This is a genomic window from Nocardioides taihuensis, assembly GCF_042657275.1.
Classification (GTDB): domain Bacteria; phylum Actinomycetota; class Actinomycetes; order Propionibacteriales; family Nocardioidaceae; genus Nocardioides; species Nocardioides taihuensis.
In genome coordinates this window covers 375841-391183 of sequence record NZ_JBHSKD010000027.1, presented here as the reverse complement: position 1 = coordinate 391183, position 15343 = coordinate 375841, and the positions used below count along the sequence as shown (strand labels likewise).

Annotated in this window: 13 protein-coding genes; 10 read left to right on the top strand and 3 right to left on the bottom strand. The window is 74.6% G+C overall.

The annotated features are described in order from the left end of the window. Window positions 1-222 precede the first annotated feature (222 nt). From ACFPGP_RS19840 to ACFPGP_RS19815, 6 genes are all read left to right on the top strand, one after another. Window positions 223-579, top strand: coding sequence for a DUF6504 family protein (locus ACFPGP_RS19840; protein ID WP_378592731.1), 357 nt, complete (start codon window positions 223-225; stop codon window positions 577-579). A gap of 13 nt (window positions 580-592) precedes the next feature. Continuing rightward, window positions 593-1108: an SAV_6107 family HEPN domain-containing protein gene (locus ACFPGP_RS19835; RefSeq protein ID WP_378592729.1), complete on the top strand. Its 516-nt coding sequence runs from the start codon at window positions 593-595 to the stop codon at window positions 1106-1108. Beyond that, entirely contained in the window at window positions 1098-5045 is a 3948-nt protein-coding gene (locus ACFPGP_RS19830; RefSeq protein ID WP_378592728.1) for a DNA polymerase III subunit alpha, read from the top strand. Before ACFPGP_RS19835 ends, ACFPGP_RS19830 begins: the two co-directional genes overlap by 11 nt. 52 nt (window positions 5046-5097) lie before the next feature. Next, window positions 5098-5820, top strand: a complete 723-nt coding sequence (locus tag ACFPGP_RS19825) for a methyltransferase domain-containing protein (protein ID WP_378592726.1) — start codon at window positions 5098-5100, stop codon at window positions 5818-5820. A gap of 153 nt (window positions 5821-5973) precedes the next feature. Continuing rightward, window positions 5974-7167, top strand: a complete 1194-nt coding sequence (dinB, locus tag ACFPGP_RS19820; protein WP_378592724.1) for a DNA polymerase IV — start codon at window positions 5974-5976, stop codon at window positions 7165-7167. Window positions 7168-7253: 86 nt separating this feature from the next. Further along, entirely contained in the window at window positions 7254-7679 is a 426-nt protein-coding gene (locus ACFPGP_RS19815; protein WP_378592722.1) for a DUF3040 domain-containing protein, read from the top strand. A 22-nt stretch (window positions 7680-7701) separates the two neighbouring features. On the opposite strand, the gene ACFPGP_RS19810 is transcribed toward ACFPGP_RS19815, so the two are convergent. Genes ACFPGP_RS19810 through ACFPGP_RS19800 form a run of 3 tightly spaced genes read right to left on the bottom strand, consistent with a single transcriptional unit; the run spans window position 7702 to window position 12402 of the window. Then, complete coding sequence (locus ACFPGP_RS19810) at window positions 7702-10101, bottom strand: transglutaminase TgpA family protein (protein WP_378592721.1); 2400 nt, start codon at window positions 10099-10101, stop codon at window positions 7702-7704. Next, window positions 10098-11378: a DUF58 domain-containing protein gene (locus ACFPGP_RS19805; protein WP_378592720.1), complete on the bottom strand. Its 1281-nt coding sequence runs from the start codon at window positions 11376-11378 to the stop codon at window positions 10098-10100. Before ACFPGP_RS19805 ends, ACFPGP_RS19810 begins: the two co-directional genes overlap by 4 nt. A gap of 43 nt (window positions 11379-11421) precedes the next feature. Next, on the bottom strand, window positions 11422-12402 hold the full coding sequence (locus tag ACFPGP_RS19800; RefSeq protein WP_378592718.1) for an AAA family ATPase: 981 nt from the start codon (window positions 12400-12402) through the stop codon (window positions 11422-11424). Window positions 12403-12917: 515 nt separating this feature from the next. Here ACFPGP_RS19800 and mraZ point away from each other — a divergent pair. The 4 genes from mraZ (at window position 12918) to ftsL (ending at window position 15318) form a co-directional block, all read left to right on the top strand. Beyond that, complete coding sequence (gene mraZ, locus ACFPGP_RS19795) at window positions 12918-13349, top strand: division/cell wall cluster transcriptional repressor MraZ (protein WP_378592717.1); 432 nt, start codon at window positions 12918-12920, stop codon at window positions 13347-13349. 249 nt (window positions 13350-13598) lie between these two features. Then, window positions 13599-13745 carry a hypothetical protein gene (locus ACFPGP_RS19790; RefSeq protein WP_378592716.1) on the top strand — a complete coding sequence of 49 codons (147 nt, stop codon included), beginning with the start codon at window positions 13599-13601 and terminating at the stop codon, window positions 13743-13745. 2 nt (window positions 13746-13747) lie between these two features. Then, window positions 13748-14743, top strand: a complete 996-nt coding sequence (gene rsmH / locus ACFPGP_RS19785; protein ID WP_378592714.1) for a 16S rRNA (cytosine(1402)-N(4))-methyltransferase RsmH — start codon at window positions 13748-13750, stop codon at window positions 14741-14743. Beyond that, window positions 14740-15318: a cell division protein FtsL gene (gene ftsL / locus ACFPGP_RS19780; RefSeq protein WP_378592713.1), complete on the top strand. Its 579-nt coding sequence runs from the start codon at window positions 14740-14742 to the stop codon at window positions 15316-15318. Before rsmH ends, ftsL begins: the two co-directional genes overlap by 4 nt. Window positions 15319-15343 lie beyond the last annotated feature (25 nt).

The window sequence follows — 15343 nt, the reverse complement described above, 5'->3', positions numbered from 1 at the left end:
GGGCTCCCGGGACCTCGTCGTGACTTTGCCCCGCTCTTTCCTTGACGCCCTGTCCGTGGGCCGGTGTACCGTGGTCTCGTTCGAACACGTGTTCGAACACCCTCCGGCGGAGGCGACCTCGACCCCCGCCTCCGCCGGAGCCGGGGCGGCGTCATCGGCCGGTCCGGGCAGGGGGTGACCGGGGGTCGTCCGAGGGGTCGAGCAGGCGTGGGAGGCGACGACGTGAGGCGCTACGACGACCCCGTGGAGGTGCGCCGCGGATGGGTGAGCGGGCCCGGGCACACCGGTGAGGGACCCGAGCAGTTCGTGTGGCACGGGCGGCTCTGGAAGGTGCGGGCGGTGCTCGCGCACTGGGTGGAGACCGGTCCCTGGTGGCAGTCCTCCGGGGCGCGGGCGGTGATCGGCTCCGACGAGCCGGCGGGCGGGGGCGACGGGGGTGCGCTCCCGGCCGCCGACCTGCTCCAGGAGCGCGAGCTGTGGCGGGTCGAGGCCGGGCGCGGCCCCGACCGGGCCGGCGTCTTCGACCTCTCCTTCGACTGGGCCGACGGCCGCTGGCAGCTCGTCGGCTGCGCGGACTGAGGGAGGACGAGACGTGACCGACCCGAGCCCCGCCGACGTCCCGCACCCCTTCGGGCTGCCCGCGACCACCCACGCCTACCTCGACCGTGCCGCCGGCTCGCTCCGGGAGGCGATCACCGCCACCGACGTCCCCGCCCGCTACGCCTGCGCCCACGTCGCCGCGCTCCGTGCTGCTGCCGCGCTGCTCGCTGCGCGGGCCCGCCCGGCCCCTGCCCGCCGCCGCCCGCAGAAGAACGCCTGGGTGCTGCTGGTCGAGGTCGCCCCCGAGCTGGAGGAGTGGGCCCGGTTCTTCGCCGCCGGTGCCGCCAAGCGGGCCGCGGCCGAGGCCGGCTCGACCCGGGCGGTCAGCGAGCGCGAGGCCGACGACCTGGTGCGCGACGCCGACCGGTTCCTCGCCGTGGTGGAGCAGGCGCTCGGCCTGGTCCCGCACCCGCCGCTGGGCGACCGGGTGGCCGTCGCCCGCCCTGCTCCCGGCACCGTTCCCGGCCACGCTCCCGACGGCACCGGCTGGGGGACGCGTGTCTCCTGACCCCTTCGTCCACCTCCACGTCGCCTCCGGCTACTCCCTGCGCTACGGCGCCTCCCACCCGCACACGCTGGTGGAGCGGGCCGTCGAGCAGGAGATGGACACCCTGGCGCTCACCGACCGTGACGGCACCTACGGCGCGGTGAAGTTCGCCCGCGCCTGCCTCGCCGCCGGGGTGCGCCCGGTGCTCGGCGTCGACCTCGCCTGCCGGCCGACCACCCCCCAGCACCTCCCGCAGCAGCGGTCGCGTCCCCGCACGCCGGTGCGCGGCGGCGCCTTCCGCGAGCGCGACCCCGAGCAGACCGCCGGGCCGGGCGGCGAGCTGCCCCGGGTCACCTTCCTGGCCGCCGGCCGGGCCGGCTGGTCGGCGCTGTGCCACCTGGTCTCGGCCACCCACCTCGCCGGCGAGCGCGGCGCCCCGGTCGCCGACCTCGACCTGCTCGCCCCCCACCTCGCCTCGGGCGACGTGCTGGTCCTGCTCGGCCCCGGCTCCGAGCTGGGGATGGCGGCCACCCACCGCCGCGACGACCTCGCGGCGGCCGTGCTCGAGCGCTGGTCCGCGGTCGTGCCGCGGGCCAACCTCCTCGTCGAGCTGGTCTCCCACCGGCTGCCCGCCCACCAGGGCACCTGGGGTCCCGGCACCTCCCCGCACGCCGCCCGGATGGCCGGCATCGCCCGGCGCGCCGGCCTGACCGCGGTGCTGACCAACGCGGTCCGCTACGCCGACCGCCTCGACGCACCCGTCTGCGACGTGCTCGACGCCTCCCGCCGCCTGGTCGCCCTCGGGTCGGTCGACCTGCGCCGGGTCGGGCCCACCGGGGTGCGGGGCAACGCGGAGGGGTTCATGAAGTCCGGCAAGCAGATGCTCGAGGTGGCCGAGGAGATCTGCCGGGCCGCCGGGCTGGGCGAGCCCGGGCACGAGGCCCACCGGCTGCTCGCCGCCACCCGCGCGGTCGCCGACCGCTGCGCCCTCGACCCGCGCTCCGACCTCGGTCTGGGCGAGGTGCACTTCCCCGAGTTCGAGCTGGCCGCCGGTGCGGCGGGCGGGGCGGGCGGGGCGGGGAGGTCGGCCGACGCCGACGCGCTGCTGCGCGCCCGGTGCGAGGGTGCGGTCGGCCGGCGCTACGGCTCGGCTCCGCGGCAGCGGATCTGGAAGCGCCTCGACGACGAGCTCGAGGTGATCCGCGGCCTGGGCTACGCGTCGTACTTCCTCACCGTCGGCGACGTCACCGACCTGATCCGCGACCTCGGCGTGCGCTGCGCGGCCCGCGGGTCGGGGGCCGGCAGCCTGGTCAACTACCTGCTCGGCGTCTCCGGGGTCGACCCGCTGCGCCACGGGCTGCTCATGGAGCGCTTCCTCTCGCCGCTGCGCGAGGCGCTGCCCGACATCGACGTCGACGTCGAGTCGGCCCGCCGGCTCGAGGTCTACGAGGCGATCCTCGACCGCTACGGCGGCGAGCGCTGCGTGTGCGTGTCGATGATGGACACCTACCGGGTCCGCCACGCCGTGCGCGACGTCGGTGCCGCGCTCGGCATGCCACCCGGCGAGACCGACGCGATCGCCAAGGCCTTCCCGCACATCCGGGCCCGCGACGCCCGGGTCGCGCTGCGCGAGCTGCCCGAGCTGCGGGCGTCCGGGCTGGGGGAGGAGCGGCTCGACCTGATGTTCCGCCTCGTCGAGCGGCTCGACGGGCTGCCGCGCCACATCGCCGTCCATCCGTGCGGGGTGCTGCTCTCCGACGCCACCCTGCTCGACCGCACCCCCGTCGAGGCGTCCTACGCCGGTTTCCCGATGAGCCAGTTCGACAAGGACGACGTCGAGGACCTCGGCCTGCTCAAGCTCGACGTGCTCGGTATCCGGATGCAGTCCTCGATGGCCCACGCCGTCGCCGAGATCTCCCGGGTCGACGGCGTCGAGGTCGACCTCGACGACGAGGCGCAGGTGCCCTTCGACGACCCGACGACCTTCGAGATGATCAGCTCCGCCCGCACCCTCGGGGTGTTCCAGATCGAGTCGCCCGGCCAGCGCGAGCTGGTGGGCAAGTCGGGCATCGACTCCTTCGACGACATCATCACCGACATCTCGCTGTTCCGGCCCGGCCCGGTCAAGAGCGACATGATCACCCCCTACCTCGACGTCAAGCAGGGGTGGAAGGCCTCGGCCTACCTCCACGACGACCTGCGCCCGATCCTCGGGCCGACCCATGGCGTGGTGGTCTTCCACGAGCAGGTGATCGAGATGATCGCGCTGTTCACCGGGCTCACCTACGCCGAGGCCGACGAGAAGCGCCGCGCCCTCGGGGATGTCGAGGGGATGGCCGAGACCAGGGTGTGGTTCTTCCCGCGGGCGCTGGCCCGCGGCTACCCGCTCGCGGTGGTCGAGCAGGTGTGGTCGGTGCTCGAGGCGTTCGCGTCGTTCGGGTTCTGCAAGGCCCACGCCGCGGCGTTCGCGCTGCCGACCTACCAGTCCGCGTGGCTCAAGGCGCACTGGCCGGCGCACTTCCTGGCCGGGGTGCTCACCCACGACCCCGGCATGTACCCCAAGCGGCTGATCCTCGACGACGCCCGCCAGCACGGCATCGCGGTGCTCGGTCTCGACGTCAACGCCTCCGCGCGCCACTACACCGTGGAGCGCACCGGGGAGGAGGCCGACGGCTACGGCATCCGGCTGGCGCTCGAGGAGGTCAAGGGGATCAGCGCGGCCGAGGTGGAGCGGGTGGTGGCGGCGCGGCCGTTCGCCTCGCTCTCCGACTTCTGGCACCGCACCCAGGTCTCCCGACCGGTGGTCGAGCGGCTGGTGCTCGCGGGCGGGTTCGACAGCCTCTACCGGATCGGCCCGGCCGACGACGGCGTCCAGCCCCGCGGCCGGGTGACCCGGCGCGACCTGCTGCTCCAGGTGGCCGAGCTCGACCGGCACGCGCGGGCCCTGCACCGCGCGGCCCGGGGGCGCGGGGGCGGGCGTCGTCCCTCCCGCACGCCGGCGGCCGCGCAGGCGCGGGCGGCCGACGCCGCGGCGCGCAACAGCTCCGAGCCCGGCGAGCGCGAGGCGGCGCCGACGACCGAGCGGCACGCGCTGGCCGACGGCGGGGTGTGGGCGCGGGCGTCCGCCCAGTCGCGGGCGACCCCGACCCCGCCCCCGGTGACCTCGGTCCAGCTCGCCCTCGAGCTCGGCGACGAGCCGGCGGAGGGGACCGTCTCCGGGCTGCCGGAGATGAACGCCGAGGAGCGGATGCGCGCCGAGCTGGAGATCCTCGGGCTCGACGTCAGCCGGCACGTCGTCGACACCTACGCCCGGTTCCTCGACGCGCTCGGCGTCACCCGCAGCCGCGACCTGCTGACCCGTCGCAGCCGCTCCGAGCTGCTCGTGGCCGGGGTCAAGGTGGCCACCCAGACCCCGCCGATCCGGTCGGGGCGCCGGGTCGTCTTCCTCACCCTCGACGACGCCACCGGCCCGGTCGACGCCACCTTCTTCGAGGACGCCCAGGGTCCCTACGCCGCCACCGTCTTCCACTCCTGGCTGCTGGTCGTGCGGGGCGAGCTGCGCCGCACCGGTCGCCGCGGTGTCTCGCTGCGGGCCACCGGCTGCTGGGCGCTCCCGGAGCTCAACGCGGTCTGGGAGGCCGGGGGGCTGCCCGCGGTGCACGAGGTGATGGCGGTCGTCCCCGAGGGGTTCGCCGGCGTCGGCGTCCCCACCGAGGCGGTCGCGGGTGCGGCGGAGAGCCGCTCCTCGCGACCGGTGGTGTCGCGCCCCGACCTCGACGGCGGCACCCGCGAGGGCGGCCGGGGTGGCAGCGCGGCCGGCGGCATGGGCCGTCGCCGGGTGCTGGTCCACTCCAGCGGGTTCAAGCTCTCGCCGTACGCCGACGTCAAGCCGGCCGGCGAGGAGACCCGGCAGGTCGCGCGCAAGCTGTGGCACCGCAGCCCCGGGAGCCCGGGATGACCGCGCGGGAGCAGGCCTCGCTGCCACTCCCGCTGCCACTAGGGTGGACGCCATGGCCATGGCTCCCAGCGACCGTCGCAGCAGTGCCCGCACCGCGGTGGTCTGGGAGGCCCTGCTCCCGCTCCTCGAGGGGAGCGACATCGACGTGCTCGACATCGGCGGCGGCACCGGTGGGTTCGCCGTCCGCGTGGCCGAGCTCGGACACCGGGTCCGGGTGGTCGACCCCAGCCCCGACGCCCTCGCCTCGCTCGACCGGCGGGCCCGTGAGCGGGAGGTCTCCGACCGGGTCACCGGCCAGCAGGGCGACCTGTCCACGCTGCTGGAGATCGCCGGCAGCGGCAGCGTCGACCTGGTGCTCTGCCACGGCGTGCTCGAGGTGGTCGACGACCCCGCCGCCGCCCTGGCCACGATCGCCGAGGTGCTGCGTCCCGGCGGCTCGCTCAGCCTGCTCGTCGCGCAGCGGCACGCCGCCGTGGTCGCCCGCGCCATGGCCGGCCACTTCGGCCAGGCCCGCGACCTGCTCGACGAGACCGGCCCCACCGGCCGCTCGGGTCGCCGCTACACCGCCGAGGAGCTCGACGCCCTGCTGCGCGCGGCCGGCTTCGAGCCCACCTCGCTGCACGCCGTCCGGGTCTTCTCCGACCTGGTCCCCGGCTCCCTGCTCGACCTCGAGCCCGGCGCCACCACGGCCCTCGTCGAGCTCGAGCGCGCCGTGGCCACCCGGTCCGAGTACCTCCCGCTGGCCACGCAGGTGCACGTGCTCGCGCGTCGCTGAGGTCCGGCGGGGCAGGTCCGTCTCGGTTTGCCGTCCGCTCCCGGCTCTCCGGCCGTGGACCCCTCGCCGACACGTCGCTTGTCCGCCTCGTCGCTGCGCTCCTCGCGAACAACCGACGGGTCGGCTCCTCTCCATGTCGCCGGGAGGATCGGCGTGAGCGCCGGAACGGCGCTCACGCCGATCCTCCACGTCGACATGGATGCCTTCTACGCGTCGGTGATGACCCGTGACCGGCCCGACCTCCAGGACGTGCCGGTGATCGTGGGGGGCGGCTACCGCGGGGTGGTCCTGTCCGCGAACTACCTCGCCCGCCGGTCGGGGGTCCGGTCCGCGCTGCCGATGACGCGGGCGCGGCGGTTGTGCCCCGAGGCGGTGGTGGTGGCGCCGGACTACCCGACGTTCGAGACGGTGTCGGCCTCGGTGCGCGAGAACTTCCGTCAGGTCACGCCGCTGGTGGAGGTGCTCTCGCTCGACGAGGCGTTCCTCGACGTCCGGGGGGCCGGCCGCCGGCTGGGCGACCCGGTGGAGATCGCCGAGCGGCTGCGGTCCACCATCCACGACGAGCAGGGGATCACCTGCTCGGTGGGGGTGGCGGCCTCGGTGTCGGTGGCCAAGCTGGCCAGCCGGCGGGCCAAGCCGGACGGCGTGGTGGTGGTGCCGCCCGACGCGATCACCTCGTTCCTGCACCCGCTCGACGTCGGTGAGCTGTGGGGGGTGGGGGAGAAGACCCAGGCGATGCTGCACCGGCTCGGGCTGATCACGGTCGGTGACGTCGCGCACACCCCGGTCCGCACCCTGCAGCGCGCCCTCGGGGACCACCTCGGCCGCCACCTGCACGAGCTGGCCTGGGGCGTCGACCGCCGGGTGGTGAGCGCACGCAACGTCGGCGTCTTCGGTGGCGGGGACCCCGACAAGTCGATGGGGGCCCAGGAGACCTTCGGTCGCGACACCGACGACCGCGAGGTGGTGCTGCGCGAGGTCCTGAGGCTCGCGGCGCGGGTGACCACCCGGATGCGGGTGGCGGGGGTGGCTGGGCGGACGGTGGCGCTGACCGTCCGCTTCGCCGACTTCACCACGATCACCCGGTCGCGCACCCGGGCCGAGGCCACCGACGTCACCCAGGAGGTCTACGCCACCGCCACCGAGCTGTACGACGCCCTCGGCCTGCAGCGGGCCCGGATCCGGCTGGTGGGGGTGCGGGTCGAGGGGCTGGTGCCCCGCTCGTCGGTGCACCGCCAGCTCGTCCTCGGGGAGCCCGAGCACGGCTGGTCGGACGCCGACCGGGCGGTGGACCGGGCCGTCGGACGGTTCGGGAAGGCGGCGGTCCAGCCCGCCAGCCTCCTGTAGTCCATCAATTTCCTGAACGCGGCTACCGTCGCGACCAGCCGCTGCCTAGACTGGGGCCACACGCCGAGAGACTGCTGGAGGGAACAGTGCCGCTCTCCGAGGAAGAGTTGCGACTGCTCGAGCAGATGGAGCGCGCCCTCGTCGAGGAGGACCCGAAGTTCGCGTCCACCCTCCGCGGCACCACGCTCCGCAGCTCCGCACGCCGCCGCGCCATCGTGGCCGCCGTCTGCTTCGTGCTCGGTGTCGTCGTGCTCATGGTCGGCGCGATCTTCGAGCTCTACCCCGTGGCCATCGGTGGCTTCGTGGTGATGCTGGCCTCCGCCACCGTCGCGGTCACCTCGTTGCGCAGTCGTCGTCAGGCCGAGCAGCAGCCCGGCACCCCCACCAGCCAGGGCTTCACCGTCCACCAGGGCGGGCGCGCCGGCCGCAAGAGCCGCCAGCGCAGCTCCGAGGGCTTCCTCGACCGGATGGAGGCGCGCTGGCGCCGTCGCCGCGAGAACGGCGGCTTCTGAGCCGCAGGCAGGTGCTCGCGGGTCAGCCCACGTGGTCGACGACCCCGCCCGCGCCGACGGGCTCGGGAGACATCGCCCGCGGCCCGGCGGGCGTACGCCGGCTCAGCACCGAGCGCGGCCACCACTCCGCGGCACGACGGGCCCGCCGCGGGGCGCCGCCGACCAGCGAGTCCAGCACGGTCTGCAGGTCCGCGACGAGGGCGTCGTCGGCGCCGCGCGCGTACGCGCCACCCTCGCGGGCGTAGCGCGACAGCTCGAGCGCGTGCGCCAGCCGGTCCAGCGCGGCGGCCGCCGCGGGGGACACGTCGGGGCCGCGGGCCGGCCGCTCGGGGGTCCGGTCGCTCAGCGGGTGCCCGAGGTAGCGTGCGAGGTGGTCGCGGGTCTCCCGTGGTGAGCGCGCCGCGCGCCACGGCACCCGCAGGTCGACGGCCGTGTCGCGGATCTCGGCCCAGGCGACCTCGGGGTCGGGGACCAGGCGCCGCCGGCGACGCGAACGCCGTACGGTCCGCGGCAGCAGCAGCAGCCCGGCCATCACCAGGAGCAGGCCGCCCACGGTCAGCACGGGGACCCACGGGAACGGCGTGCCTTCCTGCTGCGCGTTCTCGTCCCGACCCTTGTCGGGCGCCGCCGAGGCCGACTCGCTCTCGCCGCGGTCGGGGACGTCGTCGCTGATCCGCGGGTTCGCGGTCAGGTTGCCCTCCGGGATGTCCTGGACCTGCTGGGTGGTGTACGCCGGTGCCTGCGGCGACCCCGGCCGGCCGGCCGGCGTGGGCTCGAACCTCACCCAGCCCGAGCCGGGGAAGAAGAGCTCCGGCCAGGCGTGCAGGTCGTGGGCGCTGTACTCGAACGTGTCGGTGCCGACCTGGTCGGGCTGGAAGAAGCCGACCGCCACCCGCGACGGGATGCCGAGCGTGCGGGCCATGATCGCCATGGCCGCGGCGAACTGCTCGCAGTAGCCGGTGCGGCCCCCCTCGCCGGTGGACAGGAAGCGGACCAGGTCGTCGGTGCCGTTGCCCTCGGTCGCGTTGAGGCTGTACCTGAAGCCACCGTCCTTGCGGAACCACTGCTGCAGCGCGGTGGCCTGCTCGAAGCGGCTGTCCTCGTTGCGCGTCACCTGGAAGGCCAGGGAGGAGACGTCGGACGACACACCGCTGGGGATGTAGGTGTACTCGGAGCCGACCAGGCCACCGGTGGCCGGCGCGCGGGACATGTCGGCGGCGGAGTAGTCGAAGTCGACGCCGGTCATCGTGTAGCTCATGCCCGCGGCGGTGACGTCGGTGTTGTAGGACATGACGTTCATCGTCGGCGTGTCGTAGCGCCAGTCGCCCTCGGCGGAGATCTCGGTGACGGGGAACTCGGTCGGCAGGAACTGCGAGTCGAAGTCGTCGGTCGTGGTGACCTCGTACCGGTGGGTGACGCGGGGCACGGTGCTGGCCACGCCGAGGACCTCCGGCAGCGTGCCGTTGGCCCGGTGCTCGGGCGGCAGGTCGAGGTTGCCGGTGCTCCACGTCTCGCCGTTGTAGCGGGGCAGCGCGGCGATCCGCAGGTACGACGGGTCGGGGTCGTCGGTCCGGATCCGCAGCAGCGGGATGTCGTCGCCCCGCTGGAGGTCGCGGCGCAGGTCGACCATGGGGTTCTCGATGGTCACGCCGTCGCCGCCCGGACCGTCGCCGCCGGGGAGCCAGCCGAGGCTCAGCGTCGGGATCGCCAGCGGCAGCACGATCGCCAGCGCGGTGGCCGCACCGCCGACCGCGCCCGCGGTGGCGCGCACGGCGCCGGTGCGCACGCCGAACCCGAACGGGTCGGAGGAGGCGTCGCTGCCCAGCGGGCGTCCCCAGCGCGCGACCGCCTCGTTCTCCTGCAGGAAGATCAGCGTCAGGAAGCCGCCCGCGGTCAGGGCGAACACCCACCACGACGGGCCGTCGACGTCCAGGCTCACCGGCACCGTGTAGACGGCGAGCAGGGGCAGGCCGGCCAGCGGCGCGCGACGCAGGGTGCCGGCGATGATGTCGACCAGGAGCAGGCAGGCCAGGCCGCCGACGATGAGCAGCGGGTCGATCGGCGGGGCGAACGCCGGGATCGGCGCCTTGTACTGCTGGGCCGAGGTGACGGCGTCCGCGAACGCCGCGACCAGCCGGTCCCACGCCGGGCCGACCGGGAGCGGCGACCCGCACAGCATCATGCTGGCGACCGCGCCGGAGAGCAGCACCTGACCGGGGACGGCGACGGCGGGGGAGAGCCGCGCCCAGCGGCTCAGCGCGCCGGTCAGACCGACCACGACGGCGAGCACGAGCAGTGGGCCGAGGAAGTGGGCCGAGCGGTCGGCGAACCCGCGCCACGACAGCATCGCCACCCAGGTCGTGGCCGCTCCGGTGGCGGCGAGGGCGAGGGTGGCGGGCAGGCCGCCGCGGACGGGGTTCACCGCAGCACCCCCTCGACGTTGACGTCGGCGGTGCTGGTCCGCGAGACGTGGGCGCTGGAGCGGCCGAGCTCCTGCCACACGGCGTCCAGGCGGTCGCGCGGGCCGAGTGCGGCAGCGCGCCACCCGAGCCGGGTCAGGTTCGCGGCCGTGCTCCCGGTCGCCGGCCGGCCCACCCACGCGTCGACGTCGAGCGCGAGGGCGACGGCCGTACCGGCGTGGTGGTGCATCCGGCGCAGCACCGGCACGTCGGCCTGCTCCACGGCACCGACGACCGCGACCACCAGGCCGCCGTGGGTCGGCTCGGCCAGCCAGTCGGTCGCGATGTGGGCCTGCGGGATCGCCTGCACCACCGCGAGCGCCTCGAGCAGCGGACCCGTGTTGAGCTCGGCCTCGCGGAAGTGCCAGGCGTTGTTCGGGTCCTCGCCCGATGCGGTGACCAGCCGGATCGTGAAGCCGCGGCGCCCGAGGTGGACCGCGATGGACGCGGCCGCGGAGACCGCCGCCTCCAGGGAGGAGGCGATGCCCTGGCCGCGGTGGGCCCGGAGCCGGTTGTCCAGGAAGAGCGTCGCGCGCGACTGCCAGGGCTGCTCCTCGCGGCGCACCATCAGCTCGCCGACCCTGGCCGAGCTGCGCCAGTGCACGCGGCGCAGGTCGTCGCCGCGGCGGTACTCGCGCACCGTCACGTCCTCGGCGCTGCCGATCGCGAACGCGCGCGGCCGGTTGTCGCCCGAGCCGGTCCAGTCGCCCCCGAGCGGGATCTGGGGCAGGGGGACCGTCCGCGGGGTCACCGTGAGCGGCACCGTGGTGCGGAACGCGCGTCCGAGCTCGACCAGGCCGAAGGGGTCGCAGACCCGCACGGTCATGGGACCGATCTCGAACCGTCCGCGGACGTCGGAGCGCACCTGGTAGGTGACGTGCCGCTTCCAGCCGTGGCCGATGCCCTCGAGCACGAAGCGGGGGCGGGTGCCGAGCACGTAGGGCACGTGGTCCTCGAGCTTGAGAACCCCGCTCGGCGTACGTCCCTCGTTGGTGAGGGTGAGGTTGACGCGGGCCGGCTGTCCGGCGGCTACGAGCTGCGGGTTGACCACCCGCACCAGCGCCAGCCGGTAGCGGCTGCGCCCGAGCACGAACGCCGTGACGAAGGGGAGAGCGAGCACCAGCACGCCGACCCGGGTCAGCGCCGGCTCGCCGAGGAGGACGGCACAGACCACGGCGGACGCTCCGGCCGCGACGAACGCCCGTCCCCGGACGGTCAGGGCGCGCAAGGCCTCACGCACGACGGCCCCCCTGCCGCGTGCGGTCCACCCCGGCGTCCACGACCTACCCCTGGTGACCGTCGGGGACCGGCACCGCGTCGGTCACCTCGGCCAGGATCGCCGAGGTGCTCCGACCGCTCATCGCGGCCTCGACGCTGGGCAGCAGGCGGTGGGCGAGGACCGGTTGGGTCAGGGTGCGCACGTCGTCGGGGAGCACGTAGTCGCGGCCGTGGATCGCCGCGCGCGCCTTCGCGGCCCGGACCAGGTGCAGGGTCGAGCGGGGCGAGGCGCCCAGTGTCAGCTCGGAGGTACGGCGGGTGGCCGAGGTGAGCGCGACGGTGTAGCGCTGCACCGCGGGGGAGACGTAGACGTCGGCCACGATCCCGATCAGCTTGCGGATCTCCGCGGCGTCGGCGACCGGCTCGAGGTCCTCCAGCGGGTTGTGCCCGGTGTGCGTGCTGATCATCGCGATCTCGGCCGCCTCGACCGGGTAGCCGACGGACACCCGCGCCATGAACCGGTCGCGCTGCGCCTCGGGCAGGGCGTAGGTGCCCTCCATCTCGATCGGGTTCTGGGTCGCGATGACCATGAACGGCGTCTCGAGCTGGTAGGTCGCGTTGTCGACGGTGACCTGACGCTCCTCCATGCACTCCAGGAGCGCGGACTGCGTCTTGGGGGAGGCGCGGTTGATCTCGTCGCCGACCACGATGTTGGCGAAGACGCCGCCCGGGCGGAACTCGAACTCGCGGGTGTTCTGGTTGAACACCGAGACGCCGGTGACGTCCGAGGGGAGCAGGTCGGGCGTGAACTGGATGCGGCGGACCGAGGAGTCGATGCTGCGCGCGAGCGCCTTGCTCAGCATGGTCTTGCCGACGCCCGGCACGTCCTCGATCAGCAGGTGGCCCTCGGCCAGGAGCACGACCAGAGCGGCCTGGACGACGTCGGGCTTCCCCTCGATGACCCGCTCGATGTTGCTGCGGATCCGGTCCACGACCCGCGACAGCGTCTCGAGATCGGCAGCGCCGCCTGCACTCGGAGTGTCCACGCCCCGTCCTTCCACTCGACCCCCGAAGGCCGACTCGTCGATCTGTCGTCGAAAAGCACAGCACGCCCGGGGCCCCCTGCGCCACAGGTGGGCCCTCCCCGTTCCTCCACGGTAGGCGCGTGGGCGAAAACCTACGCGTCCGACGCCTGCCTGCGCTGGGACTCCGGTGGTCACGGTTTGGTTGCGTTGTCGTCGCGGCGCGGCTGGGGGAGAGGTGGGGCCCGGGGGAGCGCCACGCCGCAGCACCCCGCGCCCCACCGGCCCTCCCCGGACGCTCCACCGTCCTCCACCGGCGCTCCACGCGGGCCCCGGCGGCCGTCCGGGCGCCGCCGACACGCCTCTGACCTGCACAGACGCGTCGTCGCCCGCACGCCCGCCGCCGCAGCCGCCGGCTCGCCGCCCGTGCGGACCGGTGGGGAAAACGCCGCGAATGTGGTTGACGGTGGTGCAAAGTGGCGTATGGTGGAGCGAAGTGGAGGAAGGGTCCCGGATCGGGGCTCCGGAGGAGGTGCCCGATGTTCTTCATGGGCACCTACACGCCGAAGCTCGACGAGAAGGGGCGGCTCTTCCTCCCGGCCAAGTTCAGGGACCAGCTGGCGGAGGGACTCGTGGTGACCAGAGGACAGGAGCGGTGCCTCACCGTCTGGCCCGCTGGTGAGTTCGAGCAGATCGCCCGTCGGGCCCAGGAGGCTCCGGTGACGGTGAAGGGGGCGCGCGACTACCTGCGCTTCCTGTTCGCCGGCGCCACGGACGACACCCCGGACAAGCAGGGCCGGATCACGATCCCGCCGATGCTGCGCGAGTACGCCGCGCTGCGCAAGGACGTCGTCGTGATCGGCGTGATGAACCGGGTCGAGATCTGGGACCCGCACCGCTGGCAGGAGTACTCCGAGGCCGGCGAGTCCGCCTTCGCGGAGCTGAGCGAAGAAGTCTTCCCCGGGGTCTGACCCCGAGCACCACCCCGAGCACCACCCCGAGCACCACCCGGACACAACTGCAGAACGGTTCGTCGGACGAGGCCTCGAGCCCGCTCCCCACACCGCCCTCTGGGACACCTTCCCCGGCCCCTGATGGCGCTTCCCACAACGCGGGAGCGGGCTGGGACCTGGCCCGACGAGCCGTCCTCCTTCTTTCTCGGCGCACCACCTTCCCGAGCAGCACCCGAGCACCACCCGAGCAGCACTGGGGTCGAACCGATGAGCATCGCGCAGGACGCACCCGTCACCCGACGGGTCCGCCACCAGGCCCGGGAGGCCGTGGCCGTGATGGCCTTCTCCCTCGGCACGTCGGTGGCCGTGGCGACCTGCCTCGTGCTGCTCACGCACCTGGGTCGCCAGGCCTGAGCATGAGCGGCCCCACCCACGTCCCGGTCCTGCGTGACCGGGTCGTCTCCCTTCTCGCACCCCCGCTCGACCACGCGGGTGCCGTCCTCGTCGACGCCACGCTCGGGCTCGGCGGCCACACCGAGGCCGTGCTGACCCGGTGCCCGCAGGCCCGCGCGGTCGGCGTCGACCGCGACCGCGACGCCCTGGCACTGGCCAGCGAGCGCCTCGCACCGTTCGGCGACCGCTTCACCCCCGCGCACGCGGTGTACGACGAGATCCCGCGGGTGCTCGCCGAGCTCGAGCTCGACGTCGTCGACGCGGTGCTCTTCGACCTCGGCGTCTCCTCGATGCAGCTCGACCTGCCCGAGCGCGGCTTCGCCTACGCCGCCGACGCCCCCCTCGACATGCGGATGGACCCGTCCTCGGGCGGTCCCACCGCGGCCGACGTGCTCAACACCTACTCCGCCGCCGAGCTGACCCGCGTGCTGCGCGACTGGGGCGAGGAGAAGTTCGCCCGCAAGATCGCCGCCGCCGTGGTCCGCGAGCGCGAGAAGGAACCGTTCACGACCTCCGCCCGGCTCGTCGAGCTGCTGTACGCCGAGATCCCCGCCCCGGCGCGCCGTACCGGTGGACACCCGGCCAAGCGCACCTTCCAGGCGTTGCGGATGGAGGTCAACGACGAGCTCGCGGTGCTGCGGCGCGCGCTGCCCGCCGCGCTCGACGCCGTCGGCGTGGGCGGTCGCGTGGTCGTGGAGTCCTACCACTCGCTGGAGGACCGGACGGTGAAGCGCGCGTTCACCGCCGTCACCCGCAGCGAGGTGCCCGAGGACCTGCCGTTCGTGCCGGAGGGCAGCGAGCCGGCGTTCCGGACGGTCACCCGGGGTGCGGAGAAGGCGAACGCCGACGAGGTCGGTGAGAACCCGCGGGCCGCCTCGGTGCGGCTGCGGGCGGTGGAGCGGGTCCGGGACACCGGGCCCGCAGCAGTGACGTCTCGAGACAGGGGAGCAGCCTCGTGAGCAGTCCACTCGTGCAGGTGCGGTCGCGGGTCCCGCGGATCGCCGGAGCCGCGGTCGAGCGTGCGCGCCTCACCGTCGTCCCCCGGCGGCAGCGGGAGGCGGCGCGGATGCCGTTCGTGGTGCTGGTCAGCCTGGTGCTGCTCGGCGGCGTGGTCGGTCTCCTGCTGTTCAACACCTCGATGCAGCAGGCGTCCTTCGCGGCGGCCGAGCTCGAGGACCAGGCGACCACGCTCGACGCCCGCGAGCAGACCCTGCAGCGCGAGCTCGACGCCCTCCGCGACCCGCAGCGGGTCGCCGAGCAGGCGCACCGCCTCGGCATGGTGCCCGCCGGCGCACCGGCCTTCCTCCGTCTCGCCGACGGCAAGGTCCTCGGCACCCCGACGCCGGCGGTGGCCGACGGCTCCCTCCGCCTGCAGCCGCGCCCGCCGGCCAAGCCGCCGGTCCTGACCCCGGCCCCGATCGTGACCACCGTCGTGGCCGACCCGAAGCCGTCGGCGCGCGACGCGGGCCGCGACCGGGCCGCGGGCAGCGGCAACAACGGCAACCCGGGCTCCGGCCGCGGCGGCCGGGGCTGAGGACGGGCGGGGAGAGGACACCGTG